The organism is Streptomyces sp. NPDC021212 (assembly GCF_044332925.1).
Lineage (GTDB): Bacteria > Actinomycetota > Actinomycetes > Streptomycetales > Streptomycetaceae > Streptomyces.
Window position 1 is genome coordinate 162,687 of record NZ_JBIRPZ010000011.1, and the last position, 23,267, is coordinate 185,953.

The following is a 23,267-nucleotide window of genomic DNA, read 5'->3' on the forward strand; positions in this document are numbered from 1 at the left end:
GTGGTGCGCGGACCGTCAGGTGTTGCGCGGGCCGCCCAGCTGGATACCGGCCATGCGCTTCCACTCGTACGGGCCCGTACGGACCTTCGCCGCGAGGTCGCCGTCGAAGTCGTCCTGGAGCGTGAGCCCGGCGATCTCGACGGCACGGTCGGCCGTCTCGCGGCTGGGGGCGACGAGGGTGCCCCATTCGCCGTTGGCGCCCACCAGGGCGATCCGGACGGTGCCGCGGCCGATGTGGGCGAGCTGGCCCTCGGCGCTGCCGCCGTGGCTCTTGGCGAAGGCCGTGATCTGGTGGGCGAGTCGCTGGGCCCGCTTCTCGTCCTTCGCGGACGCCTGCGTGGTATCTGCCATACCACCGATGCTACCCGCCAGTAATCACCGCTGGAAGGGGATCACCGCAGGAAGGGGTCCACGGCGACGGCGACGAACAGCAGCGAGACATAGGTGATGGACCAGTGGAACAGCCGCATCTCCTTGAGCTTCGCGCCGGTGATCTCGGCCCGGGCGCGCGCCTGCAGCCCGTGCGCCTCCTTGAGCCAGAACGCGCCCAGCACGGTCGCCACCACCGGGTAGAACCAGCCGGTGTAGCCGAGCGGCCACAGCAGCAGCGAGACGCCGACCATGGCCCAGCTGTAGAGGACGATCTGCCGGGCGACCGCCTTGTTGCCCGCGATGACGGGCAGCATCGGCACGCTCGCCCGCTCGTAGTCCTGCTTGACCTTCATGGACAGCGGCCAGTAGTGCGGCGGCGTCCAGAAGAAGATGACCAGGAAGAGGATCACCGCGGCCCAGGACACCTCATTCGTGACCGACGACCAGCCGATGAGCACCGGCATACAGCCCGCGATGCCGCCCCACACGATGTTCTGCGAGGTACGCCGCTTGAGCCACATCGTGTAGACGACGACGTAGAAGACCAGCGCGCCGAGGGCCAGCATCGAGGACAGCGGGTTGACCAGAACCCAGAACCAGGCCGTGGACGCGACGGCGAGCGAGAAGGCGAAGACCAGGCACTCGCGCGGCGAGACCATGCCGGTGACCAGTGGACGCTGCGACGTGCGGTCCATCATCGCGTCGATGTCGCGGTCGTAGTACATGTTGAACGCGGCGGCGCCACCGGCGGACAGATAGCCGCCGACGCAGGTCGCGAGGACCAGCCACAGGTCCGGGACGCCCTGGGCGGCCAGGAACATGACCGGCACCGTGGTCATCAGCAGCAGTTCGATGACGCGCGGCTTGGTCAGCGTCACGAACGCCTTGGCCCGGGCCCCGAACGGCCGGCGGCCGGGAAGCCGCTGCCCGAGGCTCGATTCGCTCGTTTCGAGCACCCCCGCAGGACGGGATTCGACGGCCGTCACGCACACCCCTGGTGGAAGCAAGAACCAGCAAGCACCGGAGATGAAACCCCGGTAAAGACTTGCGCGTACCACGCCACTCTAGACGTAGCGGATACACCGTCTGCCGCCGGGGTCGGGTCGTGTTGGCGCCCCCCGAAGACCTGCGCGGACGGCCCGTACCGCCGCCGGAACACGGTATTCCGCGGGTCCCGCAGAGAACTCCGATGGAATGCCACGACCTTGTGATTCGTTTCCCAGGACGTTGAGTGGAACTCGAAAAGATGACCGTTCTTACAGGGGTAGGCTCGACATCGCCGGTGTGCACACGGTCACCGGACAGCGACATTGTGGAGAGGAGCCCTGACTCAGGGTGAGCAGCAAGCCGACTACCACAGACCTTGAATGGACCGATCTGGACCAGCGGGCCGTTGACACCGCCCGCGTCCTGGCCATGGACTCCGTACAGAAGGTCGGTAACGGCCACCCTGGCACGGCCATGAGTCTGGCGCCCGCCGCCTACCTTCTCTTCCAGAAGCTGATGCGGCACGACCCCTCCGACGCGGACTGGGTCGGCCGCGACCGGTTCGTCCTGTCCCCGGGGCACACCAGCCTGACTCTGTACGTCCAGCTCTACCTGGCGGGCTTCGGCCTGGAGCTGGAGGACCTGAAGTCCTTCCGCACCTGGGGCAGCCTCACCCCGGGCCACCCGGAGCACGGCCACACCACCGGTGTGGAGACCACGACCGGGCCGCTCGGCCAGGGCATCGCGAACGCGGTGGGCATGGCGATGGCCGCCCGCTACGAGCGCGGACTGTTCGACCCGGAGGCGCCCGAGGGCGCCTCTCCGTTCGACCACACCATCTGGGCGATCGTCTCCGACGGCGACCTGGAGGAGGGCATCTCCGCCGAGGCGTCCTCGCTGGCCGGACACCAGAAGCTGGGGAACATCGTCGCCCTGTACGACGACAACCACATCTCCATCGAGGGTGACACCGCCACCGCGCTGTCCGAGGACGTGCTGAAGCGGTACGAGGCATACGGCTGGCATGTCCAGCGCATAGAGCAGGCGGCCAGCGGCGACTTCGACGTCCAGGAGCTGTACGCGGCGCTCAAGGCGGCGCAGGCCGAGACCGAGCGCCCCTCGATCATCGCCGCGCGCACGATCATCGCCTGGCCCGCGCCGAACGCGCAGAACACCGAGGCCTCCCACGGCTCCGCCCTCGGCGCCGACGAGGTCGCCGCCACCAAGCGGGTCCTGGGCTTCGACCCCGAGAAGCATTTCGCGGTCGACACCGAGGTGATCAACCACACCCGCGGCCTGGTCGACCGCGGCCGCGAGGCGCACGCCGCCTGGGACAAGAAGCTCCAGGAATGGCGCAACAACAACCCCGCGCGCGCCGCCGAGTTCGACCGCATCGCCGCCGGTGAGCTGCCGGAGGGCTGGGAGAGCGCGCTGCCGGTCTTCGAGGCCGGGAAGGACGTCGCCACCCGCAAGGCGTCCGGCCAGACGCTCAAGGCGCTCGGCGGAGTGCTCCCGGAGCTGTGGGGCGGCTCGGCCGACCTCGCCGGCTCCAACAACACCACCATCGACGCGTCCTCGTCCTTCCTCCCGAAGGGCAACCCGTTGCCGGAGGCCGACCCGTACGGGCGGACGATCCACTTCGGCATCCGCGAGCACGCCATGGGCTCGACCATGAACGGCATCGCGCTGCACGGCAACACCCGTGTCTACGGCGGTACGTTCCTCGTCTTCTCCGACTACATGCGCCCGGCCGTGCGGCTGGCCGCGCTGATGAAGCTGCCGGTCACCTACGTGTGGACGCACGACTCCATCGGCCTCGGCGAGGACGGCCCCACCCACCAGCCGGTCGAGCACCTGTCCGCGCTGCGCGCCATCCCGGGCCTGAACATCGTGCGCCCGGCCGACGCCAACGAGACCGCCATCGCCTGGCGCGAGATCACCCGCCGCCACGGCGACAAGCCGGCCCCGCACGGCCTCGCGCTCACCCGGCAGAACGTGCCGACGTACGAGGCGAACGAGGACGCCGCCAAGGGCGGTTACGTCCTGTTCGAGGCCGAGGGCGGCCAGCCGAAGGTGATCCTTATCGGCACCGGCTCCGAGGTCCAGCTCGCCGTCGAGGCGCGCGAGCAGCTGCAGGCCGCCGGCGTGCCGACCCGTGTCGTGTCGATGCCCTCGATCGAGTGGTTCGAGGAGCAGGACAAGGGGTACCGCGACAGCGTGCTTCCGCCGTCCGTGAAGGCGCGCGTGGCCGTCGAGGCCGGCATCGGCCTCACGTGGTACCGCTACGTCGGCGACGCCGGCCGCATCGTCTCGCTCGAGCACTTCGGCGCCTCCGCCGACTACAAGGTGCTCTACCGGGAGTTCGGCCTGACCGCCGACTCCGTGGTCACCGCTGCCCGCGAGTCCCTGGACGCCGCCGGGCAGTGACGCCCGCATCCGACTTGAACAGCGACGAGCAACAGGAGACACACCCCATGACAGACGCACTCAAGCGGCTGGCCGACGAAGGCGTCGCGATCTGGCTCGACGACCTCTCCCGGAAGCGGATCACCTCCGGCAATCTCGCCGAACTGATCGACCAGCAGCACGTCGTCGGCGTCACCACCAACCCGTCGATCTTCCAGAAGGCGATCTCCGGCGGCGACGGTTACGAGCAGCAGCTCACCGACCTCGCGGCCCGCAAGGTCACCGTCGAGGAAGCCGTACGCATGATCACCACCGCGGACGTCCGGGACGCCGCCGACATCCTGCGCCCGGTCCACGACGCGACCGGCGGCCAGGACGGCCGGGTCTCCATCGAGGTCGACCCGCGGCTGGCCCACAACACGAGGGCCACCATCGCCGAGGCCAAGCAGCTGGCCTGGCTGGTGGACCGCCCGAACACCTTCATCAAGATCCCGGCCACCCAGGCGGGCCTTCCGGCGATCACCGAGGTGATCGGCCTGGGCATCAGCGTCAACGTCACGCTGATCTTCTCCCTGGAGCGCTACCGCGCGGTCATGGACGCCTACCTGGCCGGTCTGGAGAAGGCGAAGGCCGCCGGCCTCGACATCTCCAAGATCCACTCGGTGGCGTCCTTCTTCGTGTCCCGCGTGGACACCGAGATCGACAAGCGCATCGACAAGCAGGGCACCGACGAGGCCAAGGCGCTGCGCGGCAAGGCCGCCATCGCCAACGCCCGCCTCGCCTTCCAGGCGTACGAGGAGGTCTTCGGCTCCGACCGCTGGGCCGCCCTGGACCGCGCCAACGCCAACAAGCAGCGTCCGCTGTGGGCCTCGACCGGCGTCAAGGACCCGGCCTACAAGGACACCCAGTACGTCGACGAGCTGGTCGCCCCGGGCACCGTCAACACGATGCCGGAAGCCACCCTCGACGCGGTCGCCGACCACGGCGAGATCAAGGGCAACACCGTGGCCGGCGGCTACGAGCAGGCCCAGGCCGACATCGACGCGCTGGCCTCGATCGGCGTCTCGTACGACGAGGTCGTCAAGCTTCTGGAGGACGAGGGCGTCGAGAAGTTCGAGACGTCCTGGAACGACCTGCTGAAGTCCACCGAGGCGGAGCTGAACCGCCTCGCACCGTCGGAGGCGTGAAGACCTTGACCATCGGCAGCAATCCGCTGCGTGACCCGAAGGACCGGCGGCTCCCGCGGATCGCGGGGCCGTCCGGCCTGGTCATCTTCGGGGTCACCGGTGACCTGTCCCGCAAGAAGCTGATGCCCGCCGTCTACGACCTGGCCAATCGCGGCCTGCTGCCGCCGGGCTTCTCGCTCGTCGGCTTCGCCCGCCGCGACTGGGAGAACGAGGACTTCGCCCAGGTCGTCCACGACGCGGTGAAGGAACACGCGCGGACCTCGTTCCGCGAAGAGGTCTGGCAGCAGCTCGCCGAGGGATTCCGCTTCGTCCCCGGGGAGTTCTCCGACGACGACGCCTTCGAGAAGCTGAAGGCGACCATAGAAGAGCTGGACAAGGCCCGCGGCACCGGCGGCAACTTCGCCTTCTACCTCTCCGTGCCGCCCAAGTTCTTCCCCAACGTGGTGCAGCAGCTCAAGAAGCACGGGTTGTCCGACGGGCAGAACAACTCCTGGCGGCGCGCCGTCATCGAGAAGCCCTTCGGCCACGACCTGAAGAGCGCCCAGGAGCTGAACCAGGTCGTCCACGAGGTCTTCCGGCCCAGCGACGTCTTCCGGATCGACCACTACCTGGGCAAGGAGACGGTCCAGAACATCCTGGCGCTGCGCTTCGCCAACACCATGTTCGAGCCGCTGTGGAACCGTAGTTACGTCGACCACGTACAGATCACCATGGCCGAGGACATCGGCATCGGCGGCCGCGCCGGGTACTACGACGGCATCGGCGCCGCCCGTGACGTCATCCAGAACCACCTGCTCCAGCTGCTCGCCCTGACCGCCATGGAGGAGCCCGCCTCCTTCGACGCCAAGGCGCTGGTCACCGAGAAGCTGAAGGTGCTCACCGCCGTCAAGCTCCCGCGCGAGCTGGGCAAGCACACCGTGCGCGGCCAGTACGCGCACGGCTGGCAGGGCGGCGAGGAGGTGCGCGGCTACCTCGAAGAGGACGGCATCGACTCGCAGTCGAAGACCGACACCTACGCCGCGGTCAAGCTGGAGATCGACAACCGCCGCTGGGCGGGCGTCCCCTTCTACCTGCGCACCGGCAAGCGGCTGGGGCGCCGGGTCACCGAGATCGCCGTCGTCTTCCAGCGCGCCCCGCACTCCCCCTTCGACGCCACCGACACCCAGGAGCTGGGGCAGAACGCCCTGGTCATCCGGGTGCAGCCGGACGAGGGCGTCACCATCCGGTTCGGCTCCAAGGTGCCCGGCACCTCCATGGAGATCCGCGATGTGACGATGGACTTCCAGTACGGCGAGTCCTTCACGGAGTCCAGCCCCGAGGCGTACGAGCGGCTGCTGCTCGACGTCCTGCTGGGCGACGCGAACCTCTTCCCGCGCCACCAGGAGGTGGAGGAGTCCTGGCGGATCCTCGATCCGATCGAGGAGTACTGGGAGAAGCACGGGAAGCCGGAGCAGTACACGTCCGGGACCTGGGGGCCGAAGGCCGCGGACGAGATGCTCGCACGAGACGGACGGAGCTGGCGGCGGCCATGAACATCGATCTCACGGACACCACGTCCAGCCGGATCAACTCCGCTCTGGTCCAGGCGCGCCGGGCCACCGGTACCCCGGCCGTGGGCATGGTGCTCACCCTCGTCATCGTCACCGACGAGGGCAACCACTACGACGCGCTGAAGGCCGCGAGCGAGGCCTCCAAGGAGCACCCCTCGCGCATCCTGGTCGTCATCAAGCGGCCGGGCCGCTCGCCGCGCGACCGCAAGATGGCCCGGATGGACGCCGAGGTCCGGGTCGGCGGCGAGACCGGCACCGGTGAGACGGTTCTGCTGCGGCTCCACGGCGAGCTGGCGAGCCACGCCTATTCGGTGGTCCTGCCGCTGCTGCTGCCGGACGCGCCGGTCGTGGTGTGGTGGCCCGAGGACGCCCCGGAGCACCCCGCCAAGGACCTGCTGGGGCAGCTGGCCCAGCGCCGCATCACCGACGCCCAGGCCACCGAGGACCCGGTCGCGACGCTGGGCCTGCGGGCCGAGACGTACACCCCGGGCGACACCGACCTGGCGTGGACGCGGATCACCCCGTGGCGCAGTGTGCTGGCGGCCGCACTGGACCAGAAGCACTCGAAGATCACCTCCGCGGTCGTCGAGGGCGAGGCGTACAACCCGAGCAGCGAATTGCTCGCGCTGTGGCTCGCCGAGCGGCTGCGGGTCCCGGTCGAGACGCAGATCTCCGAGGGCCCGGGGCTGACCGCGGTGCGGCTGGAGACGGCCGACGGCGTGATCTGCCTGGACCGGGCCGACGGTGCGCTGGCCGAGCTGGCGATGCCGGGGCAGCCGGACCGGCATGTCGCGCTCCAGCGGCGGGAGGTGTCGGAGCTGATCGCCGAGGAGCTGCGCCGGCTCGACCCGGACGAGATGTACGCGATCTCGGTGAAGTTCGGCGTGAGCAAGCTGAACGGCGGCGGTACGGCCACCGCGACCGCCGAGGCGCCGCGCGGGGCGCCGGCGCCGCCCCTGCCGACGCGCGACCCGGGTACGACTCCGTCCCCGTCGAACACCCCCGCCCCACCGCAGGCCCCTCCGGCCGTACCGGCCCCTCCGGCTCCGAAGCCCTCGGATCTGAAGCCGGGCGGCAAGACGGAGGGAAAGGCCGGCGGGAACGGCGAGAACGGCGGAAAGGCGAACAAGTGACCGCGCCGCAGGTCGTCGTCCATCGCGACAAGGAGCTGATGGCCCAGGCGGCCGCGGCCCGGCTGATCACGAAGATCGTGGACGCCCAGGCCGCCCGGGGCTCCGCATCCGTCGTCCTGACCGGCGGCCGCAACGGCAACGCTCTGCTGGAAGCCCTCGCCACCTCCTCCGCGCGCGACGCGGTGGACTGGTCGCGGCTGGACCTGTGGTGGGGCGACGAGCGGTTCCTGCCGGACGGCCACCCGGACCGCAACGCCACCCAGGCCCGGGAGGCGCTGCTGGACGCGGTGGATCTGGACCCGGCGCGGGTACACCCGATGCCCGCCTCCGACGGTCCGCACGGCGGCGATGTGGAGGCCGCCGCGGAGGCGTACGGCATCGAGCTGGGGCGCGCCGCGCGGCCGGAGAACCACGGCGCGGCGCCGTCGTTCGACGTAGCTCTGCTGGGGGTCGGCCCGGACACCCATGTGGCCTCGCTCTTCCCCGAGCTGCCCGCCGTCCGGGAGACCGAGCGGACGGTGGTCGCGGTGCGCGGCGCGCCCAAGCCGCCGCCCACCCGGGTCTCGCTGACCCTGCCCGCGATCCGCGCGGCGCGGGAGGTGTGGCTGCTGGCCGCCGGTGAGGACAAGGCGAAGGCGGTGACCATCGCCCTGTCGGGGGCCGGGGAGATCCAGGCCCCGGCGGCGGGTGCGTACGGCCGCAGCCGCACCCTGTGGCTGCTGGACCGGGCGGCGGCGAGCGGTCTGCCGCGCGAGCTGTACCCGCCGGCGTCGCCGTAAGCGTGGTGAACAGCGATCCCCCGGGCGCCGGTGTGCGCCCGGGGGATCGCTGTGCGTTCAGGGGAAGCTCTGTGTTCAGGGGAAGGGGCTCAAGCCTTCAGGGGCCGCCTCAGCGGCCGCGCAGCGAGCGGTACGTGGCGACGAGACGGGCCGTCGAGGCGTCGAGCCCCGGCACCTCGGCGCCCTCGGTCAGCGCGGGCTCGACCCGCTTGGCGAGCACCTTGCCCAGCTCGACGCCCCACTGGTCGAAGGAGTCGATGTTCCAGATGGCGCCCTGGACGAACACCTTGTGCTCATAGAGCGCGACCAGCTGGCCGAGCACGGACGGGCTCAGCTCGGAGGCGAGGATGGTGGTGGTGGGGCGGTTGCCCGGGAAGGTCTTGTGCGGCACCAGCTCCGCGGGCACGCCCTCGGCGGCGACCTCTTCGGGCGTCTTGCCGAAGGCCAGCGCCTGCCCCTGGGCGAAGAGGTTGGCCATCAGCAGATCGTGCTGGGCGACCAGCCCGGGCCGCAGGTCCTCCACCGGCTTGGCGAAGCCGATCAGGTCGGCCGGGATGAGCTTGGTGCCCTGGTGGAGCAGCTGGTAGTAGGCGTGCTGGCCGTTGGTGCCGGGCGTGCCCCAGACCACCGGGCCGGTCTGCCAGCCGACCGGTTCGCCCTCCCGGTCCACCGACTTGCCGTTGGACTCCATGTCCAGCTGCTGGAGGTAGGCGGTGAACTTGGACAGGTAGTGGCTGTAGGGCAGGACGGCGTGCGCCTGGGCGTCGTGGAAGTTGCCGTACCAGACGCCCAGCAGGCCGAGCAGCAGCGGTACGTTCTGCTCGGGCGGGGCGGTGGTGAAGTGCTCGTCCACCAGGTGGAAGCCGGCCAGCATCTCGCGGAAGCAGTCCGGGCCGATGGCGACCATCAGGGAGAGCCCGATCGCCGAGTCGTAGGAATAGCGCCCGCCGACCCAGTCCCAGAACTCGAACATGTTGTCCGTGTTGATGCCGAACTCGGCGACCTTCTCCGCGGCGGTCGACACCGCCACGAAGTGCTTGGCGACGGCCTCCTCACCGGCCCCGAGCCCGCTCAGCAGCCACTCGCGGGCGGAGACGGCGTTGGTGATGGTCTCGATGGTGGTGAAGGTCTTGGAGGCGACGATGAACAGCGTCTCCGCCGGGTCCAGGTCGCGCACCGCCTCATGGAGATCGGCGCCGTCCACATTGGAGACGAACCGGAACACCAGCTCGCGGTCGGTGTAGGCGCGCAGCGCCTCGTACGCCATCGCCGGGCCCAGGTCGGAGCCGCCGATGCCGATGTTGACGATGTTCTTGATGGGCTTGCCGGTGTGGCCGTGCCAGTCGCGGGCGCGGATCCGGTCGGCGAACACGCTCATCCTGGTGAGGACCGCGTGCACCTCGGGGACGACGTCCCCGCCGTCCACCGTGATGACCGCCGAGCTGGGCACGCGCAGCGCGGTGTGGAGCACCGCGCGGTTCTCGGTGGTGTTGATCTTCTCACCGCGGAACATCGCGTCCCGCAGCGCGGTCACTCCGGTCGCCCGTGCCAGCTCCCGAAGCAACCGCAGCGTCTCGTCCGTCACCAGGTGCTTGGAGTAGTCGACGTGGAGATCGCCGACCTGGAGCGTGAGCCTGCTCGCGCGCTCGGGGTCGTTCGCGAACAGCTCGCGCAGATGCGCGTCGCCCAGCGCCTTGCGATGCTCGGCCAGTGCGTTCCACTCCGGCAGCTGATCGAGCCTGGTGCGGCCTTCTGCGTTCATCTCGGACATCAGCCCACTTCTCATCGGTGCCTGGCCCCCGTGTCCACCAACCTAATTGACGGTAGCCCGCGGCACTGACAACGGCCCGGCCGCGCACCCCCGTCAGGGGTGCGCGGCCGGGCCGTCCGTCTGCGCTGTCGCTGGGTGTCCGGGCGGCGGTCCGGCTCAGATCTCGCCGCGGAGCTTGGCGAGCGCCTCGGCGAGGATCGCCTCGCCGTCGGCGTCGCTACGGCGCTCCCGCACATAGGCGAGGTGCGTCTTGTACGGCTCGGTGCGGGGCGGGTCCGGCGGGTTGTCCCGGTCCTTGCCGGCCGGGAAGCCACAGCGGGGGCAGTCCCACGTGTCCGGGATCTGCGCGTCGCTGGCAAAGCTCGGCACGGTCTCGTGCCCGTTCGAGCACCAGAAGGAGATGCGCAGGCGCGGCGCCGATTCGCCTCGCTCGGCTTCTCCCATCGGCCCCGCTCCGACCCGACTTCCACGGATCGCGTTGCCACTTGCCACGGTCGTAACTCCCTGCGTGATGGTGCCGCGAAGCATTCGATTGGCGGCCCCGCTGCCCGGCGCCCCAGACTACGAAAGGCCCAACGCGCGTCCATCGAGAGGAGTTACACCCGCCCTTGATGACGCCACCCCCATGATAGGCCGCGAATCGGCCGCACTGACGACGGTACGTCAGTTATCGGGCCGGAATCGGGCCTCGATCGCACTTCGGTCGAACGTCAGTCGAGCTTCATCAGCAAGCCGAGCACGACGATGACGACGAACCACAGCAGCCCGACCACGATGGTGATGCGGTCCAGGTTGCGCTCAGCGACCGAAGAGCCACCGACGGAGGACTGCATTCCGCCACCGAACATGTCGGAAAGACCCCCGCCCTTCCCCTTGTGCATGAGCACCAGCATCATCATCAAAAGGCTCAAGATGATGAGGGCGATCGAAAACCCCATGATCACGGCTGGACCAACTCTCTCGGGCTCGTTACGGACGGTTTATTACGGGAGACGGGGGCCGGGGAGGCGCGAAATGCGCCACCACGACCCCCGACAGAGTACGACGAGGCCCGGCTCAGGACCTACTCACTGGTCGCGGAAACGAACGATCTTGACGAATTCGTCGGCGTCCAGAGCCGCGCCGCCGATCAGGGCGCCGTCCACATCAGGCTGCGCCATGATCGCCGCCACGTTCCCGGACTTCACCGAGCCGCCGTACTGGATCCGGACCTTGTCGGCCAGCTCCGGGCTGTACAGCTCGGCCAGCCGGCCGCGGATGGCCCCGCAGACCTCCTGGGCGTCCTCGGGGGTGGCGACCTCGCCGGTGCCGATCGCCCAGACCGGCTCGTACGCGATCACGATGGTCTCGGCCTGCTCGGCCGGGACGTCCTTGAGGCCACCGTCCAGCTGCGCGAGGGTGTGCGCGACCTGGTTGCCCGCCTTGCGGACGTCCAGGCCCTCGCCCACGCACAGGATGGGGGTGAGGTCGTTCCGGAAGGCGGCCTTCACCTTGCCGTTGCAGATCTCGTCGGTCTCGGCGTGGTACTGGCGGCGCTCCGAGTGGCCGACGGTCACATAGGTGCACTTCAGCTTGGAGAGCATCGGGCCGGAGATCTCGCCGGTGTACGCGCCGGAGTCGTGCGCGGAGATGTCCTGGGCGCCGTACTTGATCTTCAGCTTGTCGCCGTCGACCAGGGTCTGCACAGACCGCAGATCGGTGAAGGGCGGCAGAACCGCGACCTCGACGGCCTCGTAGTCCTTGTCGGCGAGCGCGAAGGCGAGCTTCTGGACGTGGGCGATGGCCTCGAGGTGGTTGAGGTTCATCTTCCAGTTGCCCGCCATCAGCGGGGTGCGGTCACTCACGGTGTTCAGTCCTCCAGTGCGGCGATGCCGGGGAGCGTCTTGCCCTCGAGGTATTCGAGGCTTGCACCGCCGCCGGTCGAGATATGGCCGAAAGCGGCTTCGTCGAAGCCCAGGATGCGGACGGCCGCTGCGGAGTCGCCGCCGCCCACCACCGTGAAGGCGGGGCTGTCGAGAAGCGCCTGGGCCACGGCCTTGGTGCCGTCGGCGTAGTCGGGGTGCTCGAAGACGCCCATCGGGCCGTTCCAGAAGACGGTGGCCGTGTCGGCGAGCTTCGAGGCGTACAGCTTGCGGGTGTCCGGACCGATGTCCAGCCCCTCCAGATCGGCCGGGATGGCGTCCGCGGGGACGACCTGCGGATGCGCCGGGGCCTTGGTCTTGAGGTCCGGGAACCCGTCCGCCGCGAGGACGTCGACGGGCAGCACGAACTCCACGCCGCGCTCCCGCGCCCGCCGCAGGTAGTCCTGGACGACCGGGACCTGGTCCTCCTGGAGCAGCGACTTGCCGACCTCGTGGCCCTGGGCCTTGAGGAAGGTGTACGCCATGCCGCCGCCGATCAGGATGCGGTCGGCCTTCCCCAGCAGGTGGTCGATGACGCCGAGCTTGTCGGAGACCTTGGCGCCGCCGAGGACCACCGCGTACGGCCGCTGGACGTCCTCGGTGAGCTTCTTGAGGACGGTGACCTCGGTGGCGATCAGTCCGCCCGCGGCGTGCGGCAGCCGCGCCGGGAGGTCGTACACGGAGGCGTGCTTGCGGTGCACCGCGCCGAAGCCGTCGCCCACGTAGAGGTCGGCGAGGGCGGCGAGCCGGTCCGCGAAGGCACCGCGCTCGGCGTCGTCCTTGGCCGTCTCACCGGCGTTGAAGCGCAGGTTCTCCAGCAGCACGACCTCGCCCGCGGCGAGCCCCGCGACGGTCGCCCGGGCGCTGTCGTCCACGGTGTCGGTCGCGAACGCGACCTGCTTGCCGAGGAGTTCGCCGAGCCGCTTGGCGACCGGGGCGAGCGAGAACTGCGGGTCCGGCGCGCCCTTGGGGCGGCCGAGGTGCGAGGCGACGACCACCTTGGCGCCCCGTTCCAGGAGCGTGGCGATGGTCGGCACGGCGGCGCGGATCCGGCCGTCGTCGGTGATCGTCTCGCCCTCGAGCGGGACGTTGAGGTCGGCGCGGACGAAGACCCGCTTCCCGTCGACCTGGAGATCGTCAATCGTCTTCACAGAGTGACTCCTTGATCATGGCACGGGGCCCGTTACGACGTGTGCCGTAGCGGGCCCCGTTCCTCGCTCATTGCGGCAGGGTCAGAGCTTGCCGCCGACGAAGACGGTCAGGTCGACGAGGCGGTTGGAGTAGCCCCACTCGTTGTCGTACCAGCCGACGACCTTGACCTGCTTGCCCTGGGCCATGGTCAGGGAGGAGTCGAAGGTGCAGGACGCGGGCCAGTTGACGATGTCGGAGGAGACGATCGGGTCCTCGGTGTACTCGAGGATGCCGCTCAGCTGACCCTCGGCCGCCTTCTGGAAGGCGGTGTTGATCTCGTCCTTGGTGACCTCGCGGTCCAGTTCCAGGACCAGGTCGGTGACCGAGCCGGTCGGGACCGGGACGCGCATCGCGATGCCGTCCAGCTTGCCCTTGAGCTGCGGCAGGACCAGGGCGGTGGCCTTGGCGGCGCCGGTGGAGGTCGGGATGATGTTCTCCGCGGCGGCGCGGGCGCGGCGCAGGTCCTTGTGCGGGAAGTCCAGGATGCGCTGGTCGTTGGTGTACGCGTGGACGGTCGTCATCAGACCCTTGACGATGCCGAAGCTCTCGTCGAGGACCTTGGCCATCGGCGCCACACAGTTGGTGGTGCAGGAGGCGTTGGAGATGACGTGGTGCTGGGCGGAGTCGTACTTGTCGTTGTTGACGCCCATCACGATCGTGATGTCCTCGTCCTTGGCGGGCGCGGAGATCAGGACCTTCTTGGCGCCCGCGGCCAGGTGCTTGGCCGCGTCGTCACGCTTGGTGAAGATGCCGGTGGACTCGACGACGATGTCGGCCCCCAGCTCTCCCCACGGAAGGGCGGCCGGGTCTCGCTCGGCCATGGTCTTGAAGGTCTGGTTGCCCACCGTGATGGTGTCCTCGGTGTGGCTGACCTCGTGCTTCAGCCGTCCGAGGATGGTGTCGTACTTCAGCAGGTGCACCAGGGTGGCATTGTCGGTCAGGTCGTTGACACCGACGATCTCGATGTCCGCGCCCTGCTCCAGGAGCGCGCGGAAATAGTTGCGACCGATGCGGCCAAAGCCGTTGATGCCTACGCGGATCGTCACGAACCGATCTCCTCGTTGGTGTGCCGGTCTGGACGCCGGCGAGCTGTTTGGGAATCCCCGACCGCCTCCGACCCTACCGCTATCACGTAACGTCCGTGACATTGGCGTCGGCGGCCCATGACCACCGGAAAGGGGCATGGGCCGCCGATTCAGTCACGACTTGTCACACTCTGTCAACGGTGCAGCGCACGCAGTGCACTCCTCACGAGTGACGCCCGCTGAGCGGCGTCCTTGACGTGTTCCAGGCCGAATCCGAGCAGCACGGTGTCCCGGGTGGTGACCGCGGCCGCGGTCCGGAACAGCTCCTTCGAGCGCGCCCAGTCCGCCGTGTTCGCCGGGCTGCCCTCCGGCGGCCCCGGCACCGACCAGGGGCCGAGCGCCGTCTCGAAGCCCTCGGCGTCCCGTGTGCCGCCGCCGGTGACGAGCGCGGTGCTGTCGATGAAGGCGCCGCGGCCGCCGGTGCCCGAATCGGTGACGTACGAGAGTGCCAGTTCGACCTTCTTGCCCGCGTAGCGGCTCAGGTCCAGGGAGACCGGCTGCCAGCCGCCCGAGGAGCCCGTGAAGCTGTTCCAGGCGCCCGTACTGCCCTGGCCGCGGCAGCCGTCGTCGCCGGCGGCCAGATAGTGCTTCAGGAACGGGTGGGCGGTCAGCAGGAAGCCCGCCTCGCATTCGGCCGGGACCCGGTCCGAGCTGGCGCCGCCCGCGTCCGGCAGCGTGGTCCAGTCGTCCGCGCCGACGGTGTGCGCCTCGGCGATCACATGGTCGTAGCCGGGCTCGGTGTCGTAGCTGAGCCGGAAGGCCAGGCTCGGCTTGTCCCCGGCGCTCACCCCGGTCAGGTCGACGGTGCGGGACAGCCGCATCCAGGAGTTGTTCCGGTGGACGGCGGCGGCCATCCATTCGCCCTCGTAGGGCTGGAACGGGGTGCGCACGCCGGAGTACGCGCCCGCGCCCGCGCTGCGGAACTGCGGGAAGTCCTCCGGCGGCAGCACATCGGAGGTGACGGTGTACGCGCCCGCGGCGTCGAGCGGGTTGCCGGGCGCGTCGCCGAGCGCCGCGGAGGCCCCGTCGAGCGCCCCGGCGCCCTGGTACGTGGGCGGCGACTGCACCGTGAGGCGGCCGTCGGCGCCCAGGTAGTACTGGCTGAAGTCGTCGGTGTCGGCCGGGCCCACCACGGAGCTGCCGCCCGCCTGCTCACCGGTGGTGATCAGCTTGCCGCCCTCGTTGAGGTAGTCGCGCACCGCGAGCAGGGTGGCCCCGCCGGGCTTCTCCGCGCCGGTGTACCAGAGCACCGTCCTGAAGTGATCGAGCACCCCGAGCGCGGACGGCGCTCCCTTGGTCGCGACGTCCCAGACGGCCGCCTTGCGGCCGTTGTCCGCCAGCGCCCTGGTGTACGCGGCGGTGTGCCGGGCCGGGGCGTTGCCGCCCTCCTCGGCGATCACCAGGGTGTCGGCGCGGGGCCGCTCCGCGACGGCGTAGCCGAACGGCTCGCTCGCGGTCCGCGCGCCGCCCTTCGTGCGGCCGGTGAACCAGACCTTCACCCTGTCTCCGGGGTCCGCGCCCCTGACGGCGGCCCGGTACTGGTCGAAGCGGATGTTGTCCTCGCCGCCGTAGGTCTCGCCGCCCTTCCAGGGCCGCAGGGACGCGGTGTGGGTGCGCCCGCCGTTCACCCGGTAGTTGAGCTTCTTGTCGCGGACGCTCTTGCGGACGGTGACGGAGACGTCCTGGGCGGCGCCGCGGGCGTAGGAGGTGGTGAAGGCGTCCGGGGTGAAGTCGGGCGCGGTCATGCCGACCGACGACGACGGCCGGTCGGGGTGCTGGGCGGTCTCGGCGACGGAGAGCGCGAAGGGGATGTTCTTGGCGAACTCCTGCTGGATCAGCTTCTCGTCGTCCGGGAAGGTGAAGATGGACGCGCAGTCCCGCGGCTGCCAGGCGTCGTTCGGGTCGACATCGGACGCGGTCTGACAGGTCGACATCTCCGGGGTGAACAGCATCATCCCGTTGACGTTGGCCGCGTGGCCGTCGGCCTCGCCGTTGGTGGTGTACAGCTCCGAGGACACCTGTGGGTGGTAGCCGGGGATCGCGGAGTGCTCGGGCGTGCCGGCGAGCGCCTTGTAGAGCACGTCGTCGGGGGTCGGGGTGGCGACCTGCCAGCCGACGCCGTAGAGCAGCAGTTCGGCGGCCGAGTGGTAGTTGACGCCGAGTTCGAAGCCGATGCGCTTTTCGAAGCGGTCCAGCGCCTTGGTCTCGGGCTCGGAGCCGGGGGCGGGGCCGCGGTAGGTCTCGTCGGCCGGGTCGGCGGACGACCCCTCGTTGTCGTAGCCCCACTTGTAGGGGAAGTTGCGGTTGGGGTCGACACCGTCGCCGGCGGTGATCTTGCCGTCGCCGTTGTTGTCCCGCAAGGTCTTGCGCCACTGCCGGTTCTTGGGACTCTGATGCGTGTAGTCGTAGCCGTCCGGGTTGGCGGAGAGCACGAACCACAGCTCGGTGCGGTCCACGATCCTGGTGACGCGGTCGTCCTTGCCATAGCGGTCCAGGTAGTAGTGCATCAGCCGCCGGGTCATCTCCGGGGTGATCCACTCACGGGCGTGCTGGTTGGACATGTACAGCACCGACGGCTTGCTGCCGTCGCGGCTCTTCGCGGCGCCCTTGGTGAGCTTGAGCGCGAGGATGTCCTTGCCCTGGGTGGTCTTGCCGATGCTGACCACCTTGGTGAGACCGGGATGCGCCCGGCCGGTTTCCACGATCTCCTGCTTGAGCCCGCCGTCGCCGCTGTACGGGCGGAAGACGCCGTCACCCGCGGCCTCGACGCGGCTCAGGGTCCGCTGCGAGAGCTTCTTCTCGGTGAGGGCGATGCCCTGGCCGCGCAGCGCGGCGGCCTGGGTGCCGGTCAGATACAGCTCGACCGGCCCGGCGCCCTTCTCGGGCACCTGCGCGCCGAGTTCCGTCCCGTCCACGCCCGCCCTCAGCAGCAGCGGGATCTGGGCCCGGGTGACCTGGGCGGTCCATACGGACAGCCCCTCGGCGGCGGCGTCGGCCGCCGGTTGTGCGTGGGCCGCGGGTGTGGCGGCCATTCCCCCCAATAACAGGGCCGTCGCCGCGAGGATCGCTCTCGCCGTACGTCTCCGTTTGGTCCTGCGTGTCGTCATGAGCCCCCCTGACTGTCGTTCCGACGTATGGGTGCATCGACTGGGTGCATCGCCGCATAAGCCTCATGTCAGCCCATGACCATGTCAACAGCGACGCGCGGGCCATGATCCGATGATGTGAACACCTGGGGTGATCGGTGATCACCCGGACGCACCGCGCCCCCGGGTCCGCACGGGGAGCCGGGGGCGCGGGACGCGACGGCCGCGAAGGCGCAGCTCAGCCGGTCCGCCGGTCAGCCGACCATGCCCTCGGCCATCTCGTCGGTCAGGCTCGACTCCGTACCCGGAATGCCCAGGTCCTGGGCGCGCTTGTCGGCCATGGCGAGCAGCCTGCGGATACGGCCCGCGACGGCGTCCTTGGTCAGCGGCGGGTCGGCGAGCGCGCCCAGCTCCTCCAGGGATGCCTGCTTGTGCTCCATGCGCAGCCGCCCGGCGGCGGCCAGGTGCTCGGGCACCTCCTCGCCCAGGATCTCCAGCGCGCGCTGCACCCGCGCGCCCGCGGCGACGGCGGCCCGGGCGGAGCGGCGCAGATTGGCGTCGTCGAAGTTGGCCAGGCGGTTGGCGGTGGCCCGCACCTCGCGGCGCATCCGCCGCTCCTCCCAGGCGAGCACCGATTCGTGCGCCCCCAGCCGCGTCAACAGCGCGCCGATGGCATCACCGTCACGGACGACGACCCGGTCCACCCCGCGCACCTCGCGCGCCTTCGCGGCGATCTGCAGCCGGCGGGCGGCGCCGACCAGCGCCAGCGCGGCCTCCGGGCCGGGGCAGGTCACCTCCAGGGAGGACGAGCGGCCGGGCTCGGTGAGCGAGCCGTGGGCGAGGAACGCCCCGCGCCAGGCGGCCTCGGCGTCACAGGTGGCCCCGGAGACGACCTGCGGCGGCAGCCCGCGGATCGGCCGGCCGCGGCCGTCGACCAGACCGGTCTGGCGGGCCAGCTGATCACCGCCCGCCACCACCCGCACCACGTACCGGCTGCCGCGGCGCAAGCCCCCGGGGGCCATCACCACCAGATCGGAGGAGTGCCCGAAGATCTCCAGGATGTCCTTGCGGACCCTGCGGGCGGCGATGCCCGTATCCAGCTCCGCCTCGATCACGATGCGCCCGCTCACCAGGTGAAGGCCGCCCGCGAACCGCAGGATCGCCGAGACCTCCGCTTTCCGGCAGCAGGTGCGGGTGACGGGGAGCCGGGAGATTTCGTCCTTCACCGCTGCCGTCATCGCCATGGGCCGATCCTTCCATGCATCCGAAAAATACGGTCGTACGCGGCCGCCAGAAGCTCCGGGTCATGCTTCGGGGAACCGTCGGTCGCGGCCACCGGCGCCAGCTCGACCGTGCCGCCCAGTCGCTTCGCGGCATCGCACAGGCTGCTCTGGTCGGGGACGGCGGCCTCGTCGGCCAGCACCACGTCGAAGGCGAGTTTAGGGGCGTGTCGGGCCAAAACCTCCAAATGACGCTGCGGGGAGAAGCCATCGGTTTCGCCGGGCTGCGGCGCGAGATTCAGCGAGAGCACCCGACGGGCCTTGGTGTCGGTGAGGGCGCGCAGCAGGTCGGGCACCAGGAGGTGGGGGATCACGGAGGAGAACCAGGAACCGGGACCCAGCACCACCCAATCGGCGTCCATCACCGCCTCGACCGCCTCGGGGACGGCCGGCGGGTCGTTCGGCACCAGATGGACCGACTGCACCTCGCCGGGGGTGAGCGCGACGGTCGCCTGCCCGGCGACCGTCGACACCTCGTCCGGGCGCGCCGGGTCATGGCCCTTGACGTACGCCTGCAGCTCCAGCGGCACGGCCGACATCGGCAGCACCCTGCCGTGCGCGCCCAGCAGCTTGCCGACCAGGTCGAGCGCGGCCACATGGTCGCCCAGCTGCTCCCACAGGGCGACGATCAGCACATTGCCGACGGCGTGTCCGTGCAGCTCGCCCTCGCTGATGAAACGGTGCTGGATGACCCGGGCCCACGTCTGGCCCCAGTCGTCGTCCCCGCACAGGGCCGCCAGCGCCTTGCGCAGATCGCCGGGCGGCAGCACCCCCAGCTCGTCGCGGAGCCGACCGCTGGAGCCGCCGTCGTCGGCCACCGTGACCACGGCGGTCAGATCTCCGGTGATCCGGCGCAGTGCGGCCAGCGACGCGGACAGGCCCATACCGCCGCCGAGCGCGACCACCTTGGGCTGCGCGCTCCGGCTCGTACGGGACCCGACGAGCCGCCGCAGCCGCCCGTTACGGATCGTCACTCGCGCCCCATGTCACGGTGGACGATGACGGTCTCGACCCCTTCGGCGCCCAGCCGGGCGGCCAGCCGCTCGGACATCGCCACGCTGCGGTGCTTACCGCCCGTGCAGCCGACCGCGATCGTCACATAGCGCTTGCCCTCGCGGCGGTAACCCGCGGCGATCAGCTGCAGCAGCTCGGCATACCGGTCCAGGAACTCCTTGGCGCCGGGCTGGTTGAAGACGTAGCCGGACACCTCCTCGTTGAGCCCGGTGAAGGGGCGCAGCTCGGGGACCCAGTGCGGATTGGGCAGGAAGCGGCAGTCCACCACGAGATCGGCGTCAACCGGCAGGCCGTACTTGTAGCCGAAGGACATCACGGTGGCGCGCAGCTCCGGCTCCTCCTCACCGGCGAACTGGGCGTCCATCTTGGCGCGCAGCTCGTGCACGTTGAGGCTGGAGGTGTCGATCACCAGGTCGGCGTCGCCGCGCAGCTCGCGCAGCAGATCGCGCTCGGCCGCGATGCCGTCCACGATCCGCCCGTCGCCCTGCAGCGGGTGCGGGCGGCGCACGGACTCGAAGCGGCGCACCAGGGCCTCGTCGGATGCCTCCAGGAACAGCACGCGCCGCTTGACGTTCTTGGCGGCCAGGTCCGCGAGGGATTCGCGGAGGTTGTCGAAGAAGCGGCGGCCCCGGACGTCCACCACCACGGCGATGCGGGCCACATTGCCCTGGGAGCGGGCGCCGAGGTCCACCATGGTGGGGATCAGGGCGGGCGGCAGGTTGTCCACCACGAACCAGCCCAGGTCCTCCAGGCACTTGGCGGCGGTGCTGCGGCCCGCGCCGGACATGCCAGAGATGATCACCAGCTCGGGAATGGCTGCCGCCTCGGCGGACTCTCCCGTCGTGCCCGTATTCACCTGCGCTCCGTCTCCGTGGATCTCGTGCTCGGTCATGATCTCGTCCCCCGGCTCGCGGACGGTGCCGACGATGCGGCCTCGTCCTCAATGATCTCTCCTGTGGCGGTGTTCACGGCGGGGGCGGCCGGAGCCGCTCCGGTGAGCGCCGCCGCAACCGTCTCGGCCGTCTTCCGGCCGACGCCCGGCACCTCGCAGATCTGCTCGACCGTGGCGGCCCGCAGCCGCTTGACGGAGCCGAAATGCTTGAGCAGCGCCTGCTTACGGCTTTCGCCGAGGCCGGGTACGGAGTCCAGCGGCCCGGCCTTCATCGATTTGGCGCGCTTGCTGCGCTGGTAGGTGATGGCGAACCGGTGAGCCTCGTCGCGGACCCGCTGGAGCAGATACAGCCCCTCGCTGCTGCGGGGCAGCACCACCGGGTCCTCCTCGTCGGGCAGCCAGACCTCTTCGAGCCGCTTGGCCAGCCCGCAGACGGCCACGTCGTCGACGCCCAGCTCGTCCAGCGCCCGCTTGGCGGCGGCGACCTGCGGCTGTCCGCCGTCGACCACGACGAGCTGGGGCGGATACGCGAACCGCTTGGGCCTGCCGTCGTCGTCGAGGGGGCCGGAGGTCTCCTCGGTGGCCTCGTGAGCCTCTTCGGGTTCCTCCCACTCCCCCATCTTCTGCTTCTCCTGCAGATAGCGGCGGAAGCGGCGGCCGACGACCTCGTGCATGGAGCGGACGTCGTCCTGCCCGGCGAAGCTTTTGATCTGGAAGCGGCGGTACTCGCCCTTGCGCGCCAGCCCGTCTTCAAAGACCACCATGGACGCCACCACGTCATCGCCCTGGAAGTGGGAGATGTCGAAGCACTCGATGCGCAGCGGCGCCGAGTCCAGGCCGAGCGCCTCGGCGACCTCCTCCAGGGCCCGGGAGCGGGTGGTGAGGTCGGAGGCGCGCTTGGTCTTGTGCAGCGCGAGCGCCTGCTGGGCGTTGCGCTGGACGGTCGCCATCAGGTCCTTCTTGTCGCCGCGCTGCGGGATGCGCAGATCGACCCGGGAGCCCCGGCGCTCGCTGAGCCACTGGGTGACCGGCTCGGCCGGCTCCGGTACGGCGGGCACCAGGACCTCCTTGGGCACGGCGTCGCCCCGCTCCTCCCCGTACAGCTGCTGCAGGGCGTGCTCGACCAGGTCGGCGGTGTCGACGGCCTCGACCTTGTCGGTGACCCAGCCGCGCTGGCCGCGCACCCGGCCGCCGCGGACGTGGAAGATCTGGACGGCGGCCTCCAGCTCGTCCTCGGCGACCGCTATCAGGTCGGCGTCGGTCGCGTCGGCGAGGACGACCGCGTTCTTCTCCATGGCGCGCTTGAGCGCCCCTATGTCGTCGCGCAGCCGGGCGGCCTTCTCGTACTCCATCTCCTCGGCGGCTTCCTGCATCCGCTGTTCGAGGCGGCGGATGTAGGTGCCGGTGCGCCCGGCCATGAAGTCGCAGAACTCCTCGGCGAGTTCGCGGTGCTCCTGGGCGCTGACCCGGCCGACGCAGGGGGCCGAGCACTTGCCGATGTAGCCGAGCAGACAGGGGCGGCCGATCTGCGCGGAGCGCTTGAACACCCCGGCCGAGCAGGTGCGCACGGGGAACACCCGCAGCATCAGGTCGACGGTCTCGCGGATCGCCCAGGCGTGTGCGTACGGACCGAAGTAGCGCACGCCCTTCTTCTTGGCGCCGCGCATGACCTGGACCCGCGGGAACTCCTCGTTGAGGGTCACCGCCAGCGACGGATAGCTCTTGTCGTCGCGGTACTTGACGTTGAACCGGGGATCGAACTCCTTGATCCACGAATACTCGAGCTGCAGCGCCTCCACCTCGGTCGAGACCACGGTCCACTCGACCGCGGCGGCCGTGGTGACCATGGTCCGGGTGCGCGGGTGAAGGTTCGCCAGGTCCTGGAAGTACGAGGAGAGCCGCTGGCGCAGGCTCTTCGCCTTTCCGACGTAGATCACCCGGCCGTGCTCATCACGGAACTTGTAGACCCCCGGCGACTCGGGGATCTGTCCCGGCTTGGGGCGGTAGCTGCTCGGGTCGGCCATGGTCACCACCCTACTGGCGGGCGGTGACAGTTCCGGTGTCTCAGGCCTCCGGCCCCGCGATGAGCTTCCCGCCCTTCGCCCGGACGGGCACGGACGGCAGCGGCTCCACGGCGGGCCCCTGGAGGACCTTGCCGGTGCGGGCGTCGAAGACGCTGCCGTGGCAGGGGCAGCTGATCCTTCCGTTCTCGACCTCGTCCACGACGCAGCCCCGGTGGGTGCAGACCGCGCTGAACGCCGCGTACCGGCCCTCGGCGGTCCGGGAGACGACCACCCGGTCCTCGCGGTAGATCTTCGCGCCGCCGTCCGGGACGGCGTCGGCCGGGCCGAGGTCGACGGGGGCGGTGGGGGTCGGGGACGCCTTCCTGCCCGATCCCCCCGGTGAGCAGGCCGCCGCCCCGAGCCCGGCGGCTCCGGCCAGGGCCGCTCCGCACAGCATGGTTCGTCGGGAGGCGGGCTGGCTGGTCATGGGGGCTCCACGGGGCATGGCGGTACGGAATGGGGCTGCTCTACGACGATACCGGTACGGATAGGTCCACCCCATCGGCAAGCCCGAGGCAGGACGTAAACGTTTGCGCAAGCGTTTACGCCGGGTCGCGGATGCGGTACGTT

The 23,267-nt window shown here is 70.2% G+C and carries 19 protein-coding genes; 5 read left to right on the forward strand and 14 right to left on the reverse strand.

All coding sequences use genetic code 11. The annotated features are described in order from the left end of the window. Nucleotides 1-15 precede the first annotated feature (15 nt). Nucleotides 16-351: a hypothetical protein gene (locus ACH4SI_RS28760; RefSeq protein WP_398300592.1), complete on the reverse strand. Its 336-nt coding sequence runs from the start codon at nucleotides 349-351 to the stop codon at nucleotides 16-18. A 41-nt stretch (nucleotides 352-392) separates the two neighbouring features. Next, on the reverse strand, nucleotides 393-1,358 hold the full coding sequence (locus ACH4SI_RS28765; protein WP_398300594.1) for a heme o synthase: 966 nt from the start codon (nucleotides 1,356-1,358) through the stop codon (nucleotides 393-395). A 349-nt stretch (nucleotides 1,359-1,707) separates the two neighbouring features. Between ACH4SI_RS28765 and tkt the strand changes: the two genes are divergently transcribed. The 5 genes from tkt to pgl are packed head-to-tail and all read left to right on the forward strand — an operon-like array spanning nucleotide 1,708 to nucleotide 8,414. After that, nucleotides 1,708-3,786, forward strand: a complete 2,079-nt coding sequence (tkt, locus tag ACH4SI_RS28770) for a transketolase (RefSeq protein WP_398300596.1) — start codon at nucleotides 1,708-1,710, stop codon at nucleotides 3,784-3,786. Nucleotides 3,787-3,833: 47 nt separating this feature from the next. Beyond that, a complete protein-coding gene (gene tal / locus ACH4SI_RS28775; protein ID WP_398300598.1) occupies nucleotides 3,834-4,952 on the forward strand; it encodes a transaldolase in 1,119 nt (372 codons plus the stop codon). Nucleotides 4,953-4,957: 5 nt separating this feature from the next. Then, nucleotides 4,958-6,484, forward strand: coding sequence for a glucose-6-phosphate dehydrogenase (zwf, locus tag ACH4SI_RS28780; RefSeq protein ID WP_398300943.1), 1,527 nt, complete (start codon nucleotides 4,958-4,960; stop codon nucleotides 6,482-6,484). After that, the gene (gene opcA, locus ACH4SI_RS28785) at nucleotides 6,481-7,635 is read left to right on the forward strand and encodes a glucose-6-phosphate dehydrogenase assembly protein OpcA (RefSeq protein WP_398300600.1); all 1,155 of its coding nucleotides are present in this window, start codon (nucleotides 6,481-6,483) and stop codon (nucleotides 7,633-7,635) included. The genes zwf and opcA overlap by 4 nt, the downstream gene beginning before the upstream one ends. Beyond that, nucleotides 7,632-8,414, forward strand: coding sequence for a 6-phosphogluconolactonase (gene pgl, locus ACH4SI_RS28790; RefSeq protein WP_398300602.1), 783 nt, complete (start codon nucleotides 7,632-7,634; stop codon nucleotides 8,412-8,414). Before opcA ends, pgl begins: the two co-directional genes overlap by 4 nt. 109 nt (nucleotides 8,415-8,523) lie before the next feature. On the opposite strand, the gene pgi is transcribed toward pgl, so the two are convergent. The 12 genes from pgi to ACH4SI_RS28850 form a co-directional block, all read right to left on the reverse strand. Beyond that, on the reverse strand, nucleotides 8,524-10,176 hold the full coding sequence (gene pgi / locus ACH4SI_RS28795; RefSeq protein WP_398300945.1) for a glucose-6-phosphate isomerase: 1,653 nt from the start codon (nucleotides 10,174-10,176) through the stop codon (nucleotides 8,524-8,526). 165 nt (nucleotides 10,177-10,341) lie between these two features. Further along, a complete protein-coding gene (locus ACH4SI_RS28800; RefSeq protein WP_009718803.1) occupies nucleotides 10,342-10,677 on the reverse strand; it encodes an RNA polymerase-binding protein RbpA in 336 nt (111 codons plus the stop codon). A gap of 218 nt (nucleotides 10,678-10,895) precedes the next feature. Continuing rightward, nucleotides 10,896-11,123 (reverse strand): preprotein translocase subunit SecG, encoded by a 228-nt coding sequence (secG, locus tag ACH4SI_RS28805; protein WP_039942143.1) that lies wholly within the window; start codon nucleotides 11,121-11,123, stop codon nucleotides 10,896-10,898. 129 nt (nucleotides 11,124-11,252) lie between these two features. After that, the gene (tpiA, locus tag ACH4SI_RS28810) at nucleotides 11,253-12,029 is read right to left on the reverse strand and encodes a triose-phosphate isomerase (protein ID WP_398300604.1); all 777 of its coding nucleotides are present in this window, start codon (nucleotides 12,027-12,029) and stop codon (nucleotides 11,253-11,255) included. A gap of 5 nt (nucleotides 12,030-12,034) precedes the next feature. Then, nucleotides 12,035-13,237: a phosphoglycerate kinase gene (locus ACH4SI_RS28815; RefSeq protein WP_398300606.1), complete on the reverse strand. Its 1,203-nt coding sequence runs from the start codon at nucleotides 13,235-13,237 to the stop codon at nucleotides 12,035-12,037. Between the two features lie 81 nt (nucleotides 13,238-13,318). Next, nucleotides 13,319-14,323, reverse strand: a complete 1,005-nt coding sequence (gap, locus tag ACH4SI_RS28820; protein ID WP_398300608.1) for a type I glyceraldehyde-3-phosphate dehydrogenase — start codon at nucleotides 14,321-14,323, stop codon at nucleotides 13,319-13,321. 173 nt (nucleotides 14,324-14,496) lie between these two features. Then, entirely contained in the window at nucleotides 14,497-17,394 is a 2,898-nt protein-coding gene (locus ACH4SI_RS28825) for a M14 family zinc carboxypeptidase (RefSeq protein WP_398300611.1), read from the reverse strand. A 308-nt stretch (nucleotides 17,395-17,702) separates the two neighbouring features. Continuing rightward, a complete protein-coding gene (gene whiA, locus ACH4SI_RS28830) occupies nucleotides 17,703-18,692 on the reverse strand; it encodes a DNA-binding protein WhiA (RefSeq protein WP_176183588.1) in 990 nt (329 codons plus the stop codon). Beyond that, nucleotides 18,683-19,702 carry a uridine diphosphate-N-acetylglucosamine-binding protein YvcK gene (yvcK, locus tag ACH4SI_RS28835; RefSeq protein ID WP_398300614.1) on the reverse strand — a complete coding sequence of 340 codons (1,020 nt, stop codon included), beginning with the start codon at nucleotides 19,700-19,702 and terminating at the stop codon, nucleotides 18,683-18,685. The genes whiA and yvcK overlap by 10 nt, the downstream gene beginning before the upstream one ends. Beyond that, nucleotides 19,699-20,634 carry an RNase adapter RapZ gene (gene rapZ / locus ACH4SI_RS28840; RefSeq protein ID WP_199831033.1) on the reverse strand — a complete coding sequence of 312 codons (936 nt, stop codon included), beginning with the start codon at nucleotides 20,632-20,634 and terminating at the stop codon, nucleotides 19,699-19,701. The genes yvcK and rapZ overlap by 4 nt, the downstream gene beginning before the upstream one ends. Then, nucleotides 20,631-22,658, reverse strand: coding sequence for an excinuclease ABC subunit UvrC (gene uvrC, locus ACH4SI_RS28845; protein ID WP_398300616.1), 2,028 nt, complete (start codon nucleotides 22,656-22,658; stop codon nucleotides 20,631-20,633). Before uvrC ends, rapZ begins: the two co-directional genes overlap by 4 nt. Nucleotides 22,659-22,698: 40 nt before the next feature. After that, entirely contained in the window at nucleotides 22,699-23,124 is a 426-nt protein-coding gene (locus tag ACH4SI_RS28850) for a Rieske (2Fe-2S) protein (protein WP_398300618.1), read from the reverse strand. Nucleotides 23,125-23,267 lie beyond the last annotated feature (143 nt).

Coding starts and splice junctions, on each gene's coding strand:
- ACH4SI_RS28760 (WP_398300592.1), bottom strand. CDS start 351: ATGGCAGATACCACGCAGGCGTCCGCGAAGGACGAGAAGCGGGCCCAG.
- tal (WP_398300598.1), top strand. CDS start 3,834: ATGACAGACGCACTCAAGCGGCTGGCCGACGAAGGCGTCGCGATCTGG.
- opcA (WP_398300600.1), top strand. CDS start 6,481: ATGAACATCGATCTCACGGACACCACGTCCAGCCGGATCAACTCCGCT.
- pgi (WP_398300945.1), bottom strand. CDS start 10,176: ATGAACGCAGAAGGCCGCACCAGGCTCGATCAGCTGCCGGAGTGGAAC.
- secG (WP_039942143.1), bottom strand. CDS start 11,123: ATGGGGTTTTCGATCGCCCTCATCATCTTGAGCCTTTTGATGATGATG.
- ACH4SI_RS28825 (WP_398300611.1), bottom strand. CDS start 17,394: ATGGCCGCCACACCCGCGGCCCACGCACAACCGGCGGCCGACGCCGCC.
- whiA (WP_176183588.1), bottom strand. CDS start 18,692: ATGGCGATGACGGCAGCGGTGAAGGACGAAATCTCCCGGCTCCCCGTC.
- rapZ (WP_199831033.1), bottom strand. CDS start 20,634: ATGACCGAGCACGAGATCCACGGAGACGGAGCGCAGGTGAATACGGGC.
- uvrC (WP_398300616.1), bottom strand. CDS start 22,658: ATGGCCGACCCGAGCAGCTACCGCCCCAAGCCGGGACAGATCCCCGAG.
- ACH4SI_RS28850 (WP_398300618.1), bottom strand. CDS start 23,124: ATGACCAGCCAGCCCGCCTCCCGACGAACCATGCTGTGCGGAGCGGCC.